At 59.8% G+C, this 19429-nt stretch carries 18 protein-coding genes; 11 read left to right on the top strand and 7 right to left on the bottom strand.

What is annotated here, in order from left to right:
- Positions 1–35 precede the first annotated feature (35 nt).
- The 3 genes from TU84_RS02205 to aguA form a co-directional block, all read right to left on the bottom strand.
- Positions 36–1319: an OprD family porin gene (locus TU84_RS02205; protein ID WP_048366850.1), complete on the bottom strand. Its 1284-nt coding sequence runs from the start codon at positions 1317–1319 to the stop codon at positions 36–38.
- 246 nt (positions 1320–1565) lie between these two features.
- The gene (locus TU84_RS02210; RefSeq protein ID WP_048366851.1) at positions 1566–2249 is read right to left on the bottom strand and encodes a DsbA family protein; all 684 of its coding nucleotides are present in this window, start codon (positions 2247–2249) and stop codon (positions 1566–1568) included.
- A gap of 182 nt (positions 2250–2431) precedes the next feature.
- Entirely contained in the window at positions 2432–3538 is a 1107-nt protein-coding gene (aguA, locus tag TU84_RS02215; RefSeq protein WP_048366852.1) for an agmatine deiminase, read from the bottom strand.
- 250 nt (positions 3539–3788) lie between these two features.
- Between aguA and TU84_RS02220 the strand changes: the two genes are divergently transcribed.
- The 3 genes from TU84_RS02220 to TU84_RS02230 are packed head-to-tail and all read left to right on the top strand — an operon-like array spanning position 3789 to position 7468.
- Positions 3789–5603: a sensor histidine kinase gene (locus TU84_RS02220; RefSeq protein ID WP_048366853.1), complete on the top strand. Its 1815-nt coding sequence runs from the start codon at positions 3789–3791 to the stop codon at positions 5601–5603.
- Complete coding sequence (locus TU84_RS02225) at positions 5600–6994, top strand: sigma-54-dependent transcriptional regulator (protein ID WP_048366854.1); 1395 nt, start codon at positions 5600–5602, stop codon at positions 6992–6994. The genes TU84_RS02220 and TU84_RS02225 overlap by 4 nt, the downstream gene beginning before the upstream one ends.
- Before the next feature lie 18 nt (positions 6995–7012).
- The gene (locus TU84_RS02230) at positions 7013–7468 is read left to right on the top strand and encodes a thioesterase domain-containing protein (RefSeq protein ID WP_048366855.1); all 456 of its coding nucleotides are present in this window, start codon (positions 7013–7015) and stop codon (positions 7466–7468) included.
- A 100-nt stretch (positions 7469–7568) separates the two neighbouring features.
- Here the strand turns inward: TU84_RS02230 and cysQ are convergent, their stop codons facing one another.
- Both cysQ and nudE read right to left on the bottom strand, forming a co-directional pair.
- Positions 7569–8393, bottom strand: a complete 825-nt coding sequence (gene cysQ, locus TU84_RS02235) for a 3'(2'),5'-bisphosphate nucleotidase CysQ (protein ID WP_048366856.1) — start codon at positions 8391–8393, stop codon at positions 7569–7571.
- Positions 8390–8956, bottom strand: coding sequence for an ADP compounds hydrolase NudE (nudE, locus tag TU84_RS02240; protein ID WP_048366857.1), 567 nt, complete (start codon positions 8954–8956; stop codon positions 8390–8392). Before nudE ends, cysQ begins: the two co-directional genes overlap by 4 nt.
- Before the next feature lie 88 nt (positions 8957–9044).
- Here nudE and yrfG point away from each other — a divergent pair, with 88 nt between their 5' ends.
- Positions 9045–9707, top strand: coding sequence for a GMP/IMP nucleotidase (gene yrfG, locus TU84_RS02245; protein WP_048366858.1), 663 nt, complete (start codon positions 9045–9047; stop codon positions 9705–9707).
- A gap of 119 nt (positions 9708–9826) precedes the next feature.
- Here yrfG and lysM read toward each other — a convergent pair whose 3' ends face one another.
- Positions 9827–10267 (bottom strand): peptidoglycan-binding protein LysM, encoded by a 441-nt coding sequence (lysM, locus tag TU84_RS02250; protein WP_048366859.1) that lies wholly within the window; start codon positions 10265–10267, stop codon positions 9827–9829.
- A gap of 66 nt (positions 10268–10333) precedes the next feature.
- Between lysM and TU84_RS02255 the strand changes: the two genes are divergently transcribed.
- The 5 genes from TU84_RS02255 to TU84_RS02280 all read left to right on the top strand — a co-directional run bounded on the left by TU84_RS02255 (position 10334) and on the right by TU84_RS02280 (position 16444).
- Positions 10334–11221: a LysR family transcriptional regulator gene (locus TU84_RS02255; RefSeq protein ID WP_048366860.1), complete on the top strand. Its 888-nt coding sequence runs from the start codon at positions 10334–10336 to the stop codon at positions 11219–11221.
- Between the two features lie 94 nt (positions 11222–11315).
- On the top strand, positions 11316–12155 hold the full coding sequence (gene fdhD, locus TU84_RS02260; protein ID WP_048366861.1) for a formate dehydrogenase accessory sulfurtransferase FdhD: 840 nt from the start codon (positions 11316–11318) through the stop codon (positions 12153–12155).
- The gene (locus tag TU84_RS02265) at positions 12152–14500 is read left to right on the top strand and encodes an FdhF/YdeP family oxidoreductase (RefSeq protein ID WP_048366862.1); all 2349 of its coding nucleotides are present in this window, start codon (positions 12152–12154) and stop codon (positions 14498–14500) included. The genes fdhD and TU84_RS02265 overlap by 4 nt, the downstream gene beginning before the upstream one ends.
- Before the next feature lie 327 nt (positions 14501–14827).
- Entirely contained in the window at positions 14828–15283 is a 456-nt protein-coding gene (locus tag TU84_RS02275) for a glycine zipper domain-containing protein (protein WP_048366864.1), read from the top strand.
- A gap of 246 nt (positions 15284–15529) precedes the next feature.
- Positions 15530–16444 carry a hypothetical protein gene (locus tag TU84_RS02280; protein ID WP_048366865.1) on the top strand — a complete coding sequence of 305 codons (915 nt, stop codon included), beginning with the start codon at positions 15530–15532 and terminating at the stop codon, positions 16442–16444.
- Between the two features lie 138 nt (positions 16445–16582).
- Here the strand turns inward: TU84_RS02280 and TU84_RS02285 are convergent, their stop codons facing one another.
- Positions 16583–17047 (bottom strand): Lrp/AsnC family transcriptional regulator, encoded by a 465-nt coding sequence (locus tag TU84_RS02285; protein WP_048366866.1) that lies wholly within the window; start codon positions 17045–17047, stop codon positions 16583–16585.
- Positions 17048–17174: 127 nt separating this feature from the next.
- Here TU84_RS02285 and TU84_RS02290 point away from each other — a divergent pair, with 127 nt between their 5' ends.
- Together TU84_RS02290 and TU84_RS02295 are read left to right on the top strand one after the other, a co-directional pair.
- On the top strand, positions 17175–17501 hold the full coding sequence (locus tag TU84_RS02290) for a hypothetical protein (protein WP_048366867.1): 327 nt from the start codon (positions 17175–17177) through the stop codon (positions 17499–17501).
- Between the two features lie 108 nt (positions 17502–17609).
- Positions 17610–19376, top strand: a complete 1767-nt coding sequence (locus TU84_RS02295) for a GspE/PulE family protein (protein ID WP_048366868.1) — start codon at positions 17610–17612, stop codon at positions 19374–19376.
- Positions 19377–19429: the final 53 nt, after the last annotated feature.

A 19429-nucleotide genomic window follows, 5' to 3' on the forward strand; every position in this document is an offset into this window, starting at 1 on the left:
TTCAGATGTCAGACCTGACTGGCAGGCCCGTGGCATCAGAAAATGCTGATTGGGTAATCAACAAATACACGGACTTCGTTACCGCCGACGTTGTAGTCGCTGGCGTTGTTGGAAACGCGCAACCACGAACCGCGCAGACGCACGCTCAGGTCTTTAACCGGGCCGCTTTGTACAACGTACTTGGCCTGGTTGTAGATTTCGCGCTCGGTACCACGACCACGGCCTGAACCGTCGTCGATGTTGGTGCCGCGTACGTAGGCGATGTTGTAGGTCAGGCCTGGAATGCCAACGGCGCCGAAGTCGAAGCCGTAACCAAGCTGCCACGAACGCTCGTCTTTGGCGTTGAAGTCAGACCAGTAGGAGTTGGCCAGCAAGATGGTGTTGCCGCCGTCGCCCACGCCGCCCGCATTGCGGTAGCCGCCGTATGGGTAGCCGATTTCACCGGTGCTGCTCTGGTAAGCCAGAACCAGCGAGTGCGCGCCGAACGCGTAGGTGGTTGCCAGGCTCCAGATCTTGTTGTCGGTGCCGTCAACCTTCAGCACGTCACGCGCGTAGCCAGAGTCTACGTGGGTGCGGTAGCCGTTGAAGTCAAACGTCAGGGACTGTTTGTCATCCAGTGGCAGGGCGTAGGTCATGCCCAGGTATTGCTTGCGCAGCTCGTCTTTCATCTCGGAGCCGTACAACGAGGCCGAGAAGCGCTCGGTGAACTTGTAGCTACCGCCGAACACGTTGATGCTCTTCAGGCCGCCGCTGTTACGCGCTTCAGCACTTTTACGCGACTCTTCGGTGAAACGACCCACGTTCAGTTCCAGGCCGTCGATCTCTTTGGAGGTCAACAGGGTACCGGTGAAGCTTTCTGGCATCAGACGGGAGTTGTCGTACATCAGTACCGGCAGAGCAGGCATTTGGTCACCGTATTTCAGCACGGTGTTGGAAATGCGGAATTTCACGGCAGCGCCAGCCTTGGCGATGTCGTGAGCGGCTTTGCCGTTATGGTCTTGCTTGAAGAAGTCGATGCCGCCTGCGCCGCTGCTGCCCTTGCCGCCGTCCAGACGCAGTGCGTAGATGCCGAAAGCATCCACACCCACGCCCACGGTGCCTTGGGTGAAGCCGGAGGTGAATGTGCCGAGGAAGCCTTGGCCCCATTCAGCTTTGTCTTGTTGGTGGTGTTTGTAGTCGCGGCTGATGTAGGCGTTGCGCGCCAATACGTTCAGGTGGCTGTCTTCTACAAAACCTTTTGCGTCAGCTTGATCGTTAGCCATGGCCTGGGTAGCACCGAGTACGCCCAGAGCGAGTAGACCTATCCGTGTTTTTAACATTTTATTTTCCTTATTTCAGAATAGAGGCGCGCTGTGGGTTTCAAGCTGAAACATTGAGTGGTGGTTGCTTCACATAACAAAAAAGACCCACACGAGACACCGCGCGGGTCATTTAGAAAGTTGGTGCATGGCTTATCGCCACAGGCGTAGGCAGGGATCCTATCCGTCGTTAAGGCAAAGTGTCAATTTCGTGAAAAATTTGTTAATTGCCAGCAATTCAAAGACCGTTGATCGCGCTTTAACCTTTTACTCGTCGCAGCCATTCAGGCCGCAGGCGGGCGCTGAATCGTTTGGGCTTTGGGCGGGTGCTCGCAACCATTGCGCAAAGGCATCTGGCTTACCGATAAACGCCCCAAAATCGACCACTTGGTAGCGCCCGTCGAGTTCCAGAACCAGGGTAGGAAAGCCTTGGCCCCCAACCTGCCCGAGCAGTTTGCGGCTGTCTTTGATATGAGTGTGGGTCGGTTCGCCACGGGCCGCCTGGTAGGCCGTAACAAAGGCCTCGGTGGGCAGGCCGATTTCAGTGGCCAGTTCCTCCAGCACATCCTTGTCGCTAATCCGCCGCCCTTCGACATAGTGCGCCGTCTGTAAACGCCCCAGCAGTTCAAGGCCACGCCCGGCCAGTTGCTCGGCGGCCAACACGGCAGTGATGGGCGGCGCCGAATCAAAAACCGCTGTGGTGTCGCGCAGCAGCCCTTCAAAGTAAGCCTCGCCAAACGGCTGGCCGGTGTATTCAGCAATCCGCTGGTCATGGGGCATGACGTAGTCACGCAGTTGCGCAGACACAGGGCGGCGCTGGGCGCCGGTCATCATCCCGCCGCCATGAGCCACCACCGGCACAAGGCCGCGGGCAGCGTCGATCAGCGGCTTGGCGCCATAGCACCAACCGCACAACGGGTCATAGATGTAATGCAGAACGGGGGTGGTCATGGAGCGCTCCGAAGGTTCAATCAATCAGAGCGTCAGACTAGCGGTAAGGCAGGAACAGAAAAACGCTGCCAGCGCTTTTAGTGTGTTGCGTTAACCGGGCAAATAAAGGACTTGTAGGAGCCGAGCTTTTTAGAAGATCAAAAGATCGCGAGGCGAGCTCGCTCCTACAGTTTTGGGTGGGGTCAAGCTTTGCGTGGGGCGGGTTGTTGCTGGGTCAGGCAGTGGATGTTGCCACCGCCCAGCAGCAATTCACGACCCGGCACCATCACCACTTCGTGCTGCGGAAACAGGTTTTGCAGGATGTCTTTGGCCTCTGCGTCCATCGGGTCGTCGAAGCTTGGGGCGATGATGCCGCCGTTGACGATCAGGAAGTTCACGTAAGACCCGGCCAAACGCTCCGACGGATTACGGTCCTGGCTGCCAGCGACTTTATCCACACCGTCGCACTCTTCCTGGGTGGCGTACATCGGCCCCGGAATAGGCATTTTGTGCACAACAAACGAACGGCCCTGGGCATCGGTGCTGGTGGCCAGCACTTTCATCGCTTCGTGGCAACGCACGTAGTTGGGGTCGCGCTCGTCGTCGGTCCAGGCCAGCAGCACTTCACCCGGCGCCACGTAGCAGCAGAAGTTATCCACATGGCCGTCGGTTTCATCGTTGTAAAGGCCATCGGGCAGCCAGATGATCTTATCCACAGCCAGTTGCGCGCGCAGCACGCTTTCAATCTCTTCACGGGACAGATGCGGGTTACGGTTACGGTTCAGCAGGCATTCGCCGGTGGTGATCAATGTGCCTTCACCATCAACGTGGATCGAACCGCCTTCCAGCACAAAACCTTCGGTGTAGTAGCGCGCCGAGCGCTCGATTTCGAGGATCTTGCTGCCCACTTGCTGATCGCGGTTCCACGGGAAGTACAACCCGCCGTCAAACCCGCCCCAGGCGTTGAAGTCCCAGTTCACGCCGCGCACTTCGCCGGTGTCGTTGATCACGAACGTCGGCCCGCTGTCGCGCACCCAGGCGTCATCGTTGGAAAGCTCGACCACACGGATGTTCGGCACATCGAGCTGAGCGCGAGCGTTTTCGTACTGTGCGGCCGACACCCCGACGGTCACCGGCTCGAAGCGGGCAATGGCCTTGGCCACAGCAGCGTGCGCGGCTTGCGCAGGCTTGCCGCCCAAACGCCAGTTGTCCGGGCGCTCAGGCCAGATCATCCAGACTTGAGTTTGAGGAGCCCATTCGGCCGGCATGTGAAAGCCGTCAGCGCGGGGCGTGCTGTGCAAAGTAGTCATAACCGTCAGGACTCCAGGGAATCAAAAAAGAGGGGGATGGGCGCATCAATCAGGCTGGCCGGAAACAGTGGACGCCTGCCTGCCTTTCGTCAAGAAAGGCCCCCTTTATAGCCGATAAATATCCACAATAAAAACCATTTATCGGATTTAACCCAGACAAAAGCATTTTTAATACAGATATAAATCGAGATTAAAAATAGCGTTAGTAGCCTCACTCCTACGGGGTTTAAGCGTAGGTATACTGCGCCCTATGAACTCGACTCCTACAACTCCTCGCCGCCCCCGCTGGCGCAGCCTGGCCTTACTGGCGCTGTGCCTGGCGCCTTTGTTGTGGCCACTGCAGCACTTGGCCGAGCGCTATTACCGCAGCGAACTGGCCGGGCAGAACCGCCAGACCCTCGACCTGTACGTGGCCAACTTGCTGGGCACGCTGCACCGCTATGAGGTGCTGCCACAAATTCTGGGCGAGCTGCCCGCGCTGCGTAATTCGCTGGCCGACCCGGAAGACCCGCAAACCCTGAGCACGGCCAATAAGTTGCTCGCTGAGATCAACAGCCAGACCGGCGCCGAGGTCATGTACCTGATTGATGCCGATGGCAACACGGTGGCGACGTCGAACTGGGACAAGCCCGACAGCTTTATCCGACGCAACTTTGCTTTCCGTCCGTACTTCAGCGAAGCAATGGACGGCAAGCTGGGGCGCTTTTTCGGCTTGGGCACTACGTCCGGCAAACGCGGCTATTACTTTGCCGCCCCGGTGACCGAAGGCGATAAAAAGCTCGGCGTGCTGGTGGTCAAGGTGGACCTGGATCACACCGAGCGTTTGTGGGGCAACACCCCGGAGCAATTGCTGACAACCGACGACAACGGCGTGGTGATTCTCACGTCCCGCCCGGATTGGCGCTTCAAGGCCACACGCAAACTGTCGCCGCAAGAGCAACAGGACATTTTCGCCATCCTGCCCTACCCGACGCGCAACCTGCAGCCGCTGAACATCAACCCGGATTCGTGGGTGGTACAAACGCAAAAAATCGACGAGACCGGCTGGAGCGTGAACATTCTTGCGCCGCGTACCTTGATCGATCGCCCGGTGCGGACTGTGCTGGCCATTGGCGCGGCTACCTTGCTGGTGGTCATGCTGCTGATCAGCTTGATGATGCAACGTCGCCGCCATTACCTGGAGCGCATCGCCTTCGAAGCCAAGGCCCGGCGTGAACTCGAAGGCCGGGTGGCCGAGCGTACCAGCGACCTTGAAGGCCTCAACCAGCGCCTGCGTAAAGAAGTGCTGGAGCGCGAGCATGCGCAGCAAGAACTGGTGCGCGCCCAGGATGACCTGGTGCAGGCGGGCAAGCTATCCGCGCTGGGCACCATGTCGGCCAGCATCAGCCACGAACTCAACCAGCCGCTGGCGGCCATCCGCAGCTATGCCGAAAACGCCGAAGTGTTGCTCGACCATCAACGCACTGAAGACGCGCGCAGCAACCTCAAGCTGATCAACGAACTGACCGGGCGCATGTCTTCGATCATTGCGCACCTGCGCGCGTTCGCCCGGCGCGATCGCCATGCGCCTGAAAGCGTGGCGCTGCAACCGGCGCTGGACGATGCCCTGGCCTTGCTGGCCAAACGTCGGCGCAGCATGGAAGTCGAACTGATCCGCGATTTACCCGCCGCCACGCTGTGGGTCGAAGCCGGTGAAACCCGTTTGCGCCAAGTGCTGGGCAACCTGCTGGCCAACGCCCTCGATGCGCTCACCGAAAAAGGCCCGCCCCGGCGGTTGTGGCTAAGTGCCCAATCCACGCCCGAGGGCGTCACTGTGTACATTCGCGACAACGGCCCGGGCTTTTGCATGGAAGCGTTGGGCCGCGCGGGTGAGCCGTTTTACACCACCAAAACCCGCACCCAGGGGTTGGGGTTGGGGCTGGCCATCTGCGACACGCTGATCCGTGCGTTTGGCGGCGAATTGCTGTTCGCCAACCATAAAGAAGGCGGCGCCTTAATTACCCTACGACTGCGCGCCGGTGCACCGGGCGTGAGCTTGCAAGCTTCAGAGGACTCCAGGTCATGAGCCAACCCATTGATCCGCGCGTACAGGTCATCTTGATCGATGATGATCCGCACCTGCGCCAGGCGCTCTGCCAAACCCTGGACCTGGCCGGGCTTAAAGTGTTGCCGCTGGCCGAAGCCAACGGCCTGGCCGAGCGCATCTCGCGGGACTGGGCCGGCGTGGTGGTCAGTGACATCCGCATGCCAGGCATGGACGGGCTGGAGCTGCTCACCCATCTGCACGCGCAAGACCCTGAGCTGCCGGTGCTGTTGATTACCGGCCATGGTGATGTGCCCTTGGCGGTGCAGGCCATGCGCACGGGCGCTTACGACTTTCTGGAAAAACCGTTTGCCAGCGACGCCCTGCTCGACAGCGTGCGCCGGGCGCTGGCCCTTCGCGCACTGGTGCTGGACAACCGCAGCCTGCGCCTGGCGCTCAGCGATCGTCAGCAACTGAGCGCACGGCTGGTGGGGCAATCTTCGGCCATGCTGCGCTTGCGCGAGCAAATTGGCGCCCTTGCCGGGACCAAGGCCGACGTGTTGATTCTGGGCGAAACCGGCTCCGGCAAAGAAGTCGTCGCACGGGCGCTGCATGACCTGTCGAGCCGCCGCAACGGCCCGTTCGTGGCGATCAACGCCGGGGCGCTGGCCGAGTCGGTGGTCGAGAGTGAACTGTTCGGCCATGAACCCGGTGCCTTTACCGGCGCGCAAAAACGCCGTATCGGCAAATTCGAATTCGCCAATGGCGGGACGTTGTTCCTCGACGAAATCGAAAGCATGAGCCTGGACGTGCAGGTCAAGTTGCTGCGTTTGCTGCAAGAGCGCGTGGTTGAGCGTTTAGGCGGCAACCAGCTGATCCCGCTGGATATCCGGGTGATCGCCGCCACCAAGGAAGACCTGCGTCAGGCCGCCGACCAAGGGCGTTTTCGCGCCGACTTGTACTACCGGCTCAACGTCGCGCCGCTGCGTATTTCGCCATTGCGCGAGCGCGGTGAAGACGTGCTGGTGCTGTTCCAGCACTTTGCCGACGAGGCCAGCGCCCGCCATGGCCTGGCGCTCAACGTGTTGCAACCGGGCCAGCGGGCGCAGTTATTGCGCCACACCTGGCCGGGCAATGTGCGCGAACTGCAAAACGTCGCTGAGCGCTTTGCCCTGGGTCTGGAATTGGCCCTGGACGAAGGCTCCAGCGACGGCACAACGTCGTCTGAACATGAAGTATCTGGCAACTTGAGCGAACAGGTCGAACACTTCGAAAAGAGCCTGATTGCTGCCGAGCTTGAGCGCTCACACAGCTCGATGCGCAGCCTCGCCGAAGCGCTGGGCGTGCCGCGCAAAACCCTGCACGACAAATTGCGCAAGCACGGCCTGCACTTTGAGAGCGGCAGCCACCCTCACACCGACGAACTTGATTGACCTGAACAGGATCCGCGCATGAACCGCGACAGTCGTTATCTGGAATCCATCCTTCATCACGACATTCCGCTGACCCGTGAAATGGGCCTCAAAGTGGTTGGCTGGCAAGATCGGCAATTGCGTTTGCACCTGCCGCTGGACGCCAACATCAACCACAAAAGCACCATGTTTGGCGGCAGCTTGTATTGCGGCGCGGTGCTGGCCGGTTGGGGCTGGTTGCATTTGAGCCTGCGTGAGGCCGGGATTGAAGACGGGCACATCGTGATTCAAGAAGGCCACATCAGCTACCCGCTGCCCGTGACCCAAGACGCCATCGCGCTGTGCGATGCGCCATCAGACGCCGCGTGGAACAAGTTCCTGACCATGTACAAACGCCACGGCCGCGCACGTTTAACCCTTGAAACGCGGATGATCAACGCCGACGGCGGGGACGATGCGGTGCGGTTTAGCGGGCAGTATGTATTGCATCGCTAGCCAGCTGTTCGCCAAAACCTTGTAGGAGCGAGCTTGTCTCGCGATCTTTTGATCGTTTAAAAGATCGCGAGGCGAGCTCGCTCCTACAGAGGGGTGGCTTTTAAGCTTGCGCCAACGCCAACAACTGCTCACGCCACGGCGCCTTCGCGGGCAACGCCAAAAAATAGCCATTGAGCAGCGATTCCCGCGCCGGATACGTGAACGGCTGGCCATCGAGCTGCAACACCACCCCGCCCGCCCCTTCAAGCACGCCTTGTGCGGCGGCTGTGTCCCATTGCGAGGTCGGCGCCAGACGCGGGTAACAATCTGCCGCGCCTTCGGCCAGCAAACAGAACTTCAATGAGCTGCCAATGTTGGCGGTTTCCAACTTCCCGACGGCCGTCTCCAGCCCGGCCAGCAAGCGCTCTTGCTCGGGGCTTGAATGCCGACGGCTGGCCACCACGATCAGCGGTTCACCGGCGGGCGGCACGTCGCGCACATTGATCGGTACGATCACGTCCGCGTCCGCCCGCCAGGCGCCCAGGCCCGCGCCACCGTAGTAGCAACGACCACTGGTGGGCATTGAAACCACGCCGAACACCACGCGACCGTTCTCGATCAGAGCAATGTTGACGGTGAATTCTTCGCTGCCGGAGATGAACTCCTTGGTGCCGTCCAACGGATCAACCAGCCACCAGCGGGTCCAGCCAGCGCGCACGCTCTGCGCGATGTTGGCGTCTTCTTCCGACAACACCGGGATGCTCGGGTCCAACGCGGTCAGGCCATCGAACAAAATGTGGTGCGCCGCGAGGTCAGCTGCGGTGACCGGAGAGTTATCGTCTTTGGCGGTGACAGCAACATCCGCGCGCCAAAACGGCAAAATGGCCTCGCCCGCACGGTGCGCCAGTTCAATCACCGGGGCCAACAAGGGATGCGCCAGGCTCACGGTTTGAACACTCCGCGCTGGGTCAACAGATCACGCGCCAGGTACAGCGCGGCCAAGGCACGGCCTTCGCTGAACTGCGGGTTTTGCACCAGGGTCGACAGCTCTCGCAAGTTGACCCGGTCAACCCGCATCGGCTCCGGCTCGTCGCCTTCGAGGTGGGCTTCGTACAGGTCAGATGCCAGCACCACCTGAATTTTCTGGCTCATGTACCCCGGCGACAACGACAGCTCAGTCAAATGCTCAAGCTGGCGGGCACCAAAGCCTGCTTCTTCTTTCAATTCACGCTCAGCGGCCGCCAGCACGTCTTCGCCCGGCTCGATCAAGCCTTTGGGCAACGAGACTTCATATTCGTCGGTGCCGACACAATATTCTTCGACCAGGATGGCGTGTTCGGCATCAATCATTGCCACGATCATGACCGCGCCATAGCCGTTACCGCGCCCCACCAGCCGCTCGTAAGTGCGCTCAACGCCATTGGAAAAGCGCAGTTGCACTTCTTCGACCCGAAACAATCGGCTACTGGCAACAATTTCACGGGCAAGTACGGTGGGTTTTTGGCGCATAGCGGCTCCTCAATATGAACGGGTTACTATACCCCGGCTTTTCCGATTGTCTGTGTCGGATGTTTTTCTACTGTGGGAGAAGTTTTGCATGACAGCGTTACCTTGGCGCGACATTGATACCGTTCTGCTGGACATGGACGGCACACTGCTCGACCTGCACTACGACAACCACTTTTGGCTCGAACACCTGCCGCAGCGCTATGCCGAGCTGCATGGCATCAGCCGCGCCATGGCCGATCTGGAACTGACGCCGCTGTTTGAAAACAACGCAGGCCAGTTGAAGTGGTACTGCCTGGATTTCTGGAGCCGCGAGCTGAAGATCCCGGTGCGTGAACTCAAGCTCGAAACCGCCCACCTGATTGCCCTGCGCCCGGATGCAGACACCTTTTTAGCGGCGATCAAACAGGCTGGCAAGCGGGTGATTCTGATCACCAACGCGCACCGCGATTCGTTGTCATTGAAGCTGGAGCGCATCGAACTGGCGCCGTATTTCGAGCGCCTGATCAGCTCCCACGATTACGGCTTCCCCAAGGAAAGCCCGGCGTTTTGGGATGCCCTGCAAGCTGATATCGGCTTTGAACCGAGCCGCAGCCTGTTTATCGACGACACCTTGCCAATTTTGCGCAGCGCCCGTGCGTTCGGCATCGGCCACTTGCTGGCGGTCAAACAGCCAGACAGCAAAAAAGGCCCGAAAGACACCGAAGAGTTCGCAGCACCGGGGGATTATCGCGAGTTGCTGGAAGGGCTTTGAGCACACGGCCACCACCAATCGTGGGAGCGGGCTTGCTCGCGATAGCATCGACGCGGTTATTCTGACAAACCGCATCGCCTACATCGCGAGCAAGCCCGCTCCCACAAGAGGGTGTGAGGTTACTCAGGAATACGCAGTGTCTGGCCTGGGTAGATTTTGTTCACGTCTTTGAGCAGCGGTTTGTTGGCTTCAAAGATTTTGTTGTACTGGTTGGCGTTGCCATACACCCGCAGCGAAATCGCGCTCAGGGTGTCGCCTTTTTGCACCACGACAAAACGCGAAGCCACAACAGCCGGACCGGTCACGGTGATCTGGTCGTCAACACTGGCCACGCCTTCAATGTTGCCAGCGGCCAAGACGATTTTTTCTTTCTCTTCTTGCGACGCGGCTTCGCCGGTGAGGGTTATCTTGTCGCCCTCAACCTCAGCTTTGATATTAGGATTGCCCAAGCCCACGTCCGCTACGTGCTTTTTGAGTTCGTCCGAGGCATTGGCATTACCCGGTGTAAACAGGTGGGCTAGCTTTTCACCTGCTTCTTTCACAAAGCTTAAAAGGCTCATCGGTCACGCTCCTAAAGGTTGAAATATCCAGAGACCTAAGCGTAGACCATCATTGCGGGAGCAACGATGGACATCAAACAGCTCAAATTCCTCATTGCCCTGGATGAAACCCGGCATTTCGGCCAGGCCGCTGCCCGTTGCCACATCACCCAGCCCACGCTGTCGATGCGCCTGCGCAGCCTTGAACAAGAGCTCGACCTGCAACTGGTCAACCGTGGCCAGCGTTTCGAAAGCTTTACCGCACCGGGTGAGCGCGTGCTCGCCTGGGCGCGTACGGTGCTGGCGGCTTACGACGGCTTGCAGGCCGAAGCGGCGGCCTGTCGCGGCAACTTGATCGGTACGTTGCGCCTGGGCGTGGTGCCGCTTTCAAGCTTCGATCCGCTGCCTTTATTGCAGCGCCTGCACCAGCAACACCCGGAGCTGCGCTTTGAACTGTCGGCCCTGAGTTCGGAACATATCCTTGAGCAACTGGCCAGCAACCAGCTCGATATTGGTGTGTCGTATCTGGACCGCCTCGACCACGAACGCTTTGACTCTCTGGCCCTGGGCATCACCCGGATGGGCTTACTTTACGACCAACGGCATTTCAACTTTGGCGAACAGCCACTGAGCTGGGAGGCGCTGATTGAGTTGCCGCTGGGGCTGCTAAGCGGCGGCATGCACTTTCGCCAATCCATCGATCACAACTTCCACAGCCGTGGCCTCACGCCCCGCCCTTTGTTACAAACTGATGCCGTGCATCAGTTGCTGCAAGCGGTCCACGCAGGGCTCTGCTGCGCGGTCATGCCGCTGGAAGGCGGGCTTGAAGCGCTGACGGACACCTTGCGCCTGCACCCCATTGAAGACGCCCAAACCCTGGCCCAGTTGGGGTTGATCATGCGCCGGGAAGCCCCGCGTTCGGCATTGGCAGAAGCCTGTTTTGCGCTGTTTCAGAAATCACTCAACCCGTCTTGATCGACGCCATCTATCAGCAGATCAACGCTAGCGATTAGACGCGACTTAGTGTCGCGCCTACGCTTAGGGTCATAGACCACGTTGGTAAAGCCCTATGAACGCCAAGCGCCCTTTGTGCGCGGCGCCCGCTCTCAGTACGCCCGCGCCTGCTGCCAGCCAGACTTATCAGTACGTCACGCTCGACCACGAGAGTGGCGCAGAAACGGCGCTGGCTGAAGAAGTAGCCCTGGCGATTGCCTACAACGGCATCAGCCAGGCCGTGATGCTGGTGACGCCGACCGACCTTGAAGACTTTATCGTCGGCTTTAGCCTGGGCAGCGGCATCATCCATGACGCCAGTGAAATCTACGACCTCAAGCTCAGCGGCTCAGGCTCGGCGCAGTACGCGCAGGTCGAGATCGCCAGCCGGGCGTTCTGGAACCTCAAGCAGCAACGCCGCCAACTGGCCGGTACCAGCGGCTGCGGGTTGTGTGGCGTGGAAGCGGTAGAGCAAGCGTTGCCGGACCTCAAGGTGCTGCCCGGTGCGCCATTGCCGCCCGCTCAGTGGCTGGACGGTTTGCGCCAGCGCATCAGCGAATTCCAGCCCTTGGGCCAACACTGCGGCGCGGTGCATGCGGCGGTGTATATGGATGCCAAGGGCGAACTGCTGATGGGCCGCGAAGACATCGGCCGGCACAACGCCCTGGACAAACTGATCGGTGCGCTGGTGCGCCAACACATCGACCTGAGCGGTGGCGCAGCGATTGTCACCAGCCGCTGCAGCCTTGAGCTGATTCAAAAAGTGTTGCGCGCCGGGATTCAAACCCTCATCAGCCTGTCCTCGCCCACGGGCCTGGCGCTGCAATGGGCCCGGCGTCACAACCTCAACCTTATTCATCTGCCACAAAAAAGCGCGCCACGGGTGTACAGCCCTGCGCAGGAGATTCAATCGTGAGCCTTCATCATCAAGCCGACCAAACCCCGACTCCGCGCTACAAGCCTTACAAAGGCCCGGCCGGCGGCTGGGGCGCACTGATCAGTGTGGCGCAGGCCTGGTTGACCAGCGACAACGCACTGAAAAACCTGCGCATGATGCTCAAGACCAACCAGAACGGCGGTTTCGACTGCCCGGGCTGCGCTTGGGGCGACTCGCCGGAAAGCGGCATGGTCAAGTTCTGTGAGAACGGCGCCAAGGCGGTGAACTGGGAAGCGACCAAGCGCCGGGTGGATGCGGCCTTCTTCGCTAAATACAGCGTCAGCGCGTTGCTGGAGCAAAGTGACTACTGGCTGGAATATCAGGGCCGCCTGACCGAGCCAATGCGCTACAACGCCGAAACCGATCATTACGAGCCCATCAGTTGGGACGCGGCCAACAGCGTGATCGCCCGTCATCTGCTGAACCTGTCGAGCCCCAACGAGGCCGAGTTCTACACCTCGGGCCGCGCCAGCAATGAAGCGGCTTATCTGTATCAACTGTTTGTGCGGGCGTTCGGCACCAACAACTTTCCGGACTGCTCCAACATGTGCCACGAGGCCAGCGGCGTGGCGCTGGCGCAAAGCATCGGGGTCGGTAAAGGCACCGTGACGTTCGACGACTTTGAACACGCCGACGCGATTTTCGTGCTGGGGCAGAACCCCGGCACCAACCACCCGCGCATGCTTGAACCGCTGCGTGAGGCGGTTAAACGCGGCGCTCAAGTGGTGTGCGTCAACCCGTTGAAAGAGCGCGGCCTGGAACGCTTCCAGCACCCGCAACATCCACTGGAAATGCTCACCAACGGCGACCGCCCGACCAACACCGCCTACCTGCGCCCGGCGCTGGGCGGCGACATGGCCTTGCTGCGCGGCATGGCCAAGTTCCTGCTGCAATGGGAGCGCGATGCACAGGCGGCGGGCGAACCGGCGGTGTTCGATCACGCGTTTTTGAATGAACACACCTCGGGCATCCTCGATTACATCTCCAGCCTGGACGACACGTCCTGGGAGCACATCGTCGAGCAGTCGGGGCTCACCCTGGTGGACATCGAGCGCGCCGCGCGCATGTACCTCAAGGGCAAGAACGTGATCATGTGCTGGGCGATGGGCATCACCCAGCACCGCCATTCGGTGCAGACCATTCAGGAAATCGCCAACCTGATGCTCCTGCGCGGCAACATCGGCCGCCCCGGCGCAGGCCTGTGCCCGGTGCGTGGCCACAGTAACGTGCAGGGCGACCGCACCATGGGCATCAACGAACGCCCACCGGTGGCCTTCCTTGATGCGCTGGAGCGCCGCTTCAATTTCAAGGTGCCGCGTGAAAATGGCCACAACGTGGTCGAAGCTATTCACGCCATGCTCGAAGGCCGGGCCAAGGTGTTTATCGGCCTGGGCGGCAACTTTGCTCAAGCCACGCCCGACAGCCCGCGCACGGCCGAAGCGCTGCGCAATTGCGACCTCACGGTACAGATCAGCACCAAGCTCAACCGCAGCCATTTAATGCATGGCAAAGAGGCGCTGATTTTGCCGTGCCTGGGCCGTACCGACATCGACCATCAGGCCGAAGGCCCGCAAGCGGTCACCGTTGAAGACTCGTTCAGCATGGTCCACGCCTCCAATGGCCAGCTCAAGGCACTGTCGAATCAAATGCGTTCGGAGCCTGCCATCATCGCCGGGATCGCCGCTGCCACATTGGGCACGCACCCCATCGACTGGAACTGGATCGTGGCCGACTACGGCCGTATTCGCGAGCTGATTGCCGACACCATTCCAGGGTTCAAAGACTTCAACACGCGCATCCAGAACCCTGGCGGTTTCTACCTCGGCAACTCGGCCGGGGCGCGCCAGTGGAACACCCCGACCCAGCGCGCCAACTTCCGCATCAATGCGTTGCCGCAAGACCTGATCGACGCCCGCACCCGCGCCACGGGCAAACTGCCGGACCTGATCCTGCAATCCATGCGCTCCCACGATCAGTACAACACCACCATCTACGGCCTCGATGACCGTTATCGTGGGGTCAAGGGCCAGCGCGACGTGCTGTTCGTCAACGAAGCCGACATCATCCGCCTGGGCTTCAAGCCGGGGCAAAAGGTCGACATCGTTTCGATTTGGGATGATCAGCATGAACGTCGAGTGAAGAACTTCACCTTGCTGGCGTTTGATATTCCGGCCGGGCAAGCTGCGGCTTACTACCCGGAGGTCAACCCGCTGGTGCCGTTGGAAAGCACCGGTGATGGCAGCCACACGCCAACGTCAAAATTCGTCGCGATCTGCCTGGAAGCAGCCAGCCCGTCGAGATTGATCATGGCGAAGGCGAGCTAAACCCGACATGTGTAGCCGCTGACGAGGCACGAGGCTGCGATGCGGGCCGCAGGACCGCTGTCCAGGGTCGCTTCGCAACCCATCGCAGTCTCGTACCTCGTCAGCGGCTACAGGGGTTTCAAACTATTTTCTTCAGGCACAAAAAAGGCTGCTTTGGTCGAAAGCAGCCTGCCTGAACGAGAGATAGACTCTCAAAAAGTTATTAAGTTCCCCATCAAAAACAATAACTTAGGTAATTGTGTACAACTCGTGCTACTGGTCGGATTCCGATTGTAACCAACCCTTTTGAGCCTCAGGATCGCCCCGTCATTCTTTTGAGGCTCATCCATGAAGCTCACCTCCATTCTCTTGTTGTCCCTTGGCCTGGTCAGTGGCGTTGCCTCGGCCGGTGGCACCACCGAAGCCGGTGTAGGCGGCGCATTGGGCGGGGTGCTGGGCGCCGTGGTCGGCCAGCAACTGGGCGGCTCTACCGGTTCAACCATTGGTGCTGGTGTAGGCGGCGCAGCAGGCAGCGCGGTGGGGGCCGACAAGCGCAGCCGTGGCGAAGCAGCCATTGGCGGTGCTCTGGGCGCAGCCGGCGGTAACGTGTTGGGCCGTGGAGTGGGCGGCAGCACGGGCGCTCTGGTCGGTTCTGCCGCAGGCGGCGGCGCGGGCGGCGCACTGGGCAATTACATGGGCAACAAAAGCGATGCCGATGATCGCCGCGCCCGTGACCGTGACGACCACCGGGGTCGTGGCCATGCCTACGGTCATCACCAGAAAAGAAAGCACCGTCATCATTGATACCCCACAAACGGGAGGCCAAGGCCTCCCGTTTTGTTTGGCTCACCGCGTACCCCGGCTAATTGTTTCAATGCATTACGCCCGTCTTTATTTGCCCGAATCATGCAGGCTGCATGATTGTCCGTTTTACTCAAAAACCTATCCTGTTGATAAACCTCAAGTTATCGGCAAAACCCGGCTTGGCATGGCCCCTGCAATTCCCTGAATGAAGGCTGCACCTCATTTCATTTCAGGAGCACAACAATAATGATCGGGACGACAGAGCACTATCCTCCTGCCCCGCAGGATTCCTCCAACCAGTCAGGCGTGTCCTGGGCCGCTATTTTTGCGGGCGCCGCGGCCGCGGCTTCACTCTCTTTGCTGCTGATTTTGCTGGGTGCCGGATTGGGTTTTTCGGCCGTTTCACCGTGGGCAGATGAAGGCGTTGGCGCCAAGGCGCTGGGCTTTACTGCGATTATCTGGCTGGCCGTGACGCAAATCATTGCCTCAGGCATGGGCGGTTACCTGGCCGGTCGCCTGCGGGTCAAATGGTCCAGCATGCACGGCGATGAAGTGTACTTTCGCGACACCGCGCACGGCTTCTTGTCGTGGGCAGTGGCCACGCTGGTGTCTGCGGTACTGATCGCAAGCTCCTTGAGCAGTGTTGTCGGCAGCGGCGTTCAGGCGACGGCTAACGTGGCTTCCGGTGCGGCCTCAGCTGTCACCAGTGCAGCCGGTGAGCACATGCGCAAAGGCGGCGGCGATAAAGGCCCGGAATATTTCATCGACAGCCTGTTTCGCAATGACCAAGGCACAGCCCTCAGCGAGCAAGATGTGCGCAGCGTCGTAAGCCGCATCCTGGTGCGCGGCCTGCATGACGGCGAGCTGAACGCCGAGGACCGCAGCTACCTGGCGCAGATCGTCGCCCAGCGTACCAACCTGACTCAGCCAGAGGCCGAGCAACGGGTTGACCAAGTCTACGCCAAAGCCCATCAAGCCATTGAAGACGCCAAGGTCAAAGCCAAAGAAGCCGCTGACATGGCTGCCAAAGCCGCTGCCTGGAGCACCTTGTGGGCCTTCATCACACTGCTGCTCGGCGCGTTCTTTGCCAGCCTGTGTGCAACCTTTGGTGGTCGCCGTCGTGATGCCGTGACCTACCTCACCACCACCATTGACCGTTAATTCTGGAGAATAAAAATGCGCTCGATTCTGTTGTTTTTTCTCGGCATCCCAATCCCGATCATCATCCTGATTGCGCTGTTTGTTCACTGACAGCCTGAACAATGGCCTTCCTCGCGAAGGCCATTTTTTTGCTTTGATTTAAACCGGCAGGCACGTGGTGGATTTGATCTCAGACAGCGCAACGATTGAGTTCACCTCTTGGATACCCGGCACCATTGACAGCTTTTCGAAGAAGAAGCGCTCATACGCCTCAATGTCAGCCGTGACGATACGCAGCAAAAAGTCCACCGCCCCCATCAGCACATAACACTCCAGCACTTCAGGAAACCCGCGAATGGCGTCGGTGAATTCGGTGAAGTTGGAGCGCCCGTGCGCGTTGAGTTTGATCTCGGCAAAAATCTGCGTGTTGAGGCCGATTTTCTTGCGGTCCAGCAAGGTCACTTGCCCGCGAATAATGCCCTCGTCTTTCATCCGCTGAATGCGCCGCCAGCACGGTGATTGCGACAACCCCACCTGTTCGGCGATCTGTGCGCTGGACAGCGAAGCGTCTTCTTGCAGCAGCGCGAGGATGCGCCGGTCGTAAGCGTCGAGTTCGCCTTGCATAAAAATACCTTTGGATAAGTTATTGACGACCTGAGTAAGTCTTTCTTTCGCGTAATCGCTGCATCTTAGATAAAAAAAACCGCGCCCGACGTGTAAATATTTCTCCAGCCTAATCAGGAGTCATCCCATGCCGCCGCTGGAAGCCGTCCACCCCTCAACCCGCCCCGATGTCTGGGCCAACAATGCAGCGCCGTGTGCGGTGCGGTTTTGTATTCAGGCAGAGGCCGAAGCGGATGTGTTGTGCCGGGTGCTCAACCTGTTCGCCTTGCAGCAGCTCGTGCCCCGGCACGTTGAGGTGCTCCGCGATGACGACAGTTTCAGCATCAACATCGTCAGTGACGAGCAAAGCTGGCACCGCGCCCAAGTGATTGGCGAAAAATTGCGCAATCTGGTCAGTGTCTTCGCCATGACGCTCGAACTCGACCAGCCTGCCAGGGCTGCATTGACCGGGTAATAGCTGGCAACCATTGCGCAAGCCTTCATCAGCTCCAGATGACTAGGCTTCAAACACGCAGACAAGGAACCGTCTGCGCAGTGTTTGAAGTCGCCCCAGGAGCTGTATATGCGCAATGCCCCGCCTCATGACCAATGGCTTACCCTCAAACAGCTGCTGCCCGTGCTGCTCGCTCAAGGTCGCCTGAGACAAAGCTGCGCCGAACACGCCTTAATCAGCAGCCGCGAGCCACTCAATGCCCCGTTGCATCCGCTGGTCTTTCTGGCCAATCAACAGCTTGCAGACCCCACCCGCCCCGGTAAACGCCTGGACCTCGAAACCCTGACCGCGTGGCTCGCTGATGAATTCGCCCAACCGTACCTGCGCCTCGACCCGCTCAAAATCGATGTGGCGACGGTCACCGGGCTGATGTCATTTGCCTTCGCCCAGCGTCATCAAATCCTCGCCGTGGCCGCCGATGAACACACCATCACCATTGCCAGCGCCCAGCCTTGGGTCAGCAGTTGGGAGGCCGACCTCAAACAGGTGCTCAAGCGCCCCATCCGGCGGGTGATTGCCAACCCCCAGGAGATCCAGCGCCTGAGTGTGGAGTTTTTCAACGTGGCCAAGTCGGTGACGGGGGCGGTGCTCAATGATCAAAAAACCAGCAATACGGCCAACCTTGAGCAACTTTTAACGCTGGGCAGCGCCAGCCAGGAGCCCGACGCCAACGACGCGCACATTGTGAATATCGTCGACTGGCTGTTTCAGTACGCCTTTGAACAGCGGGCCAGCGATATCCATATCGAGCCGCGCCGCGAACAGGGTGGCGTGCGTTTTCGCATCGACGGCGTGCTGCACACCGTTTACCAATTCCCGCCGCACGTCACCATGGCCATTGTCAGCCGCCTCAAGAGCTTGGGCCGGATGAACGTCGCCGAAAAGCGCAAACCCCAGGACGGCCGCCTCAAAACCAAAACCCCGGCCGGGGCTGAAGTCGAGCTGCGTCTGGCCACCTTGCCGACGGCCTTCGGCGAAAAGATGGTCATGCGTATTTTCGACCCGCAGGTCTTGCTCAAAAGCTTCGACCAACTGGGCTTTGACGGCGAAGATCTGCAGCGTTGGGAACACATGATCCGCCAGCCCAACGGCATCATCCTGATCACCGGCCCCACCGGTTCAGGTAAAACCAGCACCCTGTACGCCACCCTCAAGCAATTGGCCACCCCGCAGATCAACCTGTGCACCCTCGAAGACCCGATCGAAATGATTGAGCCCGCATTCAACCAGATGCAGGTGCAAACCAATATCGACCTGACCTTCGCCAACGGCGTACGCGCCCTGATGCGCCAGGACCCGGACATCATCATGTTCGGCGAAATACGGGACCTCGAAACCGCCGAAGTGGCCATTCAGGCAGCGCTGACCGGCCACTTGGTGCTGTCCACTCTGCACACCAACGACGCGCCCAGCGCCATCAGCCGCCTACAAGAACTGGGGGTTGCGCCTTACTTGATCAAAGCCACGCTGCTGGGCGTGATGGCCCAACGACTGGTGCGCACCCTGTGCCCCGAGTGCAAGACCGAGCAGCCCGTGCAGGCGCACGACTGGCAGCACTTCGCCCCCGGTTGGGGCCACCCGCCTCCCGCTCATACCTACAAGGCCAATGGCTGCATGGCGTGCCGGGACACGGGCTATTGCGGGCGCTCCGGGGTGTACGAAATCATGCTGATGAACGACCGCCTGAGTGCGCTGATCAACCCGCAAACCGACATCAACGCCCTGCGCCGCGACGCCTGCATTGAAGGAATGCGGCCACTAAGAATCGCAGCTGCACAAAAAGTGACCAGCGGCATGACCACGCTGGAAGAAGCCTTGCGTGTAACACCGGCGTGATGGACTTATCTTGACTAAAATTTAAACAGTTAAGCCGTTTACAAGCAGGTTAC

Source organism: Pseudomonas helleri (genome assembly GCF_001043025.1).
Lineage (GTDB): Bacteria > Pseudomonadota > Gammaproteobacteria > Pseudomonadales > Pseudomonadaceae > Aquipseudomonas > Aquipseudomonas helleri.

Bases quoted from the DNA above. Each gene is read 5' to 3' on its own strand.
- TU84_RS02205 (WP_048366850.1), bottom strand. From the start codon at position 1,319: ATGTTAAAAACACGGATAGGTCTACTCGCTCTGGGCGTACTCGGTGCT.
- TU84_RS02210 (WP_048366851.1), bottom strand. From the start codon at position 2,249: ATGACCACCCCCGTTCTGCATTACATCTATGACCCGTTGTGCGGTTGG.
- aguA (WP_048366852.1), bottom strand. From the start codon at position 3,538: ATGACTACTTTGCACAGCACGCCCCGCGCTGACGGCTTTCACATGCCG.
- TU84_RS02220 (WP_048366853.1), top strand. From the start codon at position 3,789: ATGAACTCGACTCCTACAACTCCTCGCCGCCCCCGCTGGCGCAGCCTG.
- TU84_RS02225 (WP_048366854.1), top strand. From the start codon at position 5,600: ATGAGCCAACCCATTGATCCGCGCGTACAGGTCATCTTGATCGATGAT.
- TU84_RS02230 (WP_048366855.1), top strand. From the start codon at position 7,013: ATGAACCGCGACAGTCGTTATCTGGAATCCATCCTTCATCACGACATT.
- nudE (WP_048366857.1), bottom strand. From the start codon at position 8,956: ATGCGCCAAAAACCCACCGTACTTGCCCGTGAAATTGTTGCCAGTAGC.
- yrfG (WP_048366858.1), top strand. From the start codon at position 9,045: ATGACAGCGTTACCTTGGCGCGACATTGATACCGTTCTGCTGGACATG.
- lysM (WP_048366859.1), bottom strand. From the start codon at position 10,267: ATGAGCCTTTTAAGCTTTGTGAAAGAAGCAGGTGAAAAGCTAGCCCAC.
- TU84_RS02255 (WP_048366860.1), top strand. From the start codon at position 10,334: ATGGACATCAAACAGCTCAAATTCCTCATTGCCCTGGATGAAACCCGG.
- fdhD (WP_048366861.1), top strand. From the start codon at position 11,316: ATGAACGCCAAGCGCCCTTTGTGCGCGGCGCCCGCTCTCAGTACGCCC.
- TU84_RS02275 (WP_048366864.1), top strand. From the start codon at position 14,828: ATGAAGCTCACCTCCATTCTCTTGTTGTCCCTTGGCCTGGTCAGTGGC.
- TU84_RS02280 (WP_048366865.1), top strand. From the start codon at position 15,530: ATGATCGGGACGACAGAGCACTATCCTCCTGCCCCGCAGGATTCCTCC.
- TU84_RS02285 (WP_048366866.1), bottom strand. From the start codon at position 17,047: ATGCAAGGCGAACTCGACGCTTACGACCGGCGCATCCTCGCGCTGCTG.
- TU84_RS02290 (WP_048366867.1), top strand. From the start codon at position 17,175: ATGCCGCCGCTGGAAGCCGTCCACCCCTCAACCCGCCCCGATGTCTGG.
- TU84_RS02295 (WP_048366868.1), top strand. From the start codon at position 17,610: ATGCGCAATGCCCCGCCTCATGACCAATGGCTTACCCTCAAACAGCTG.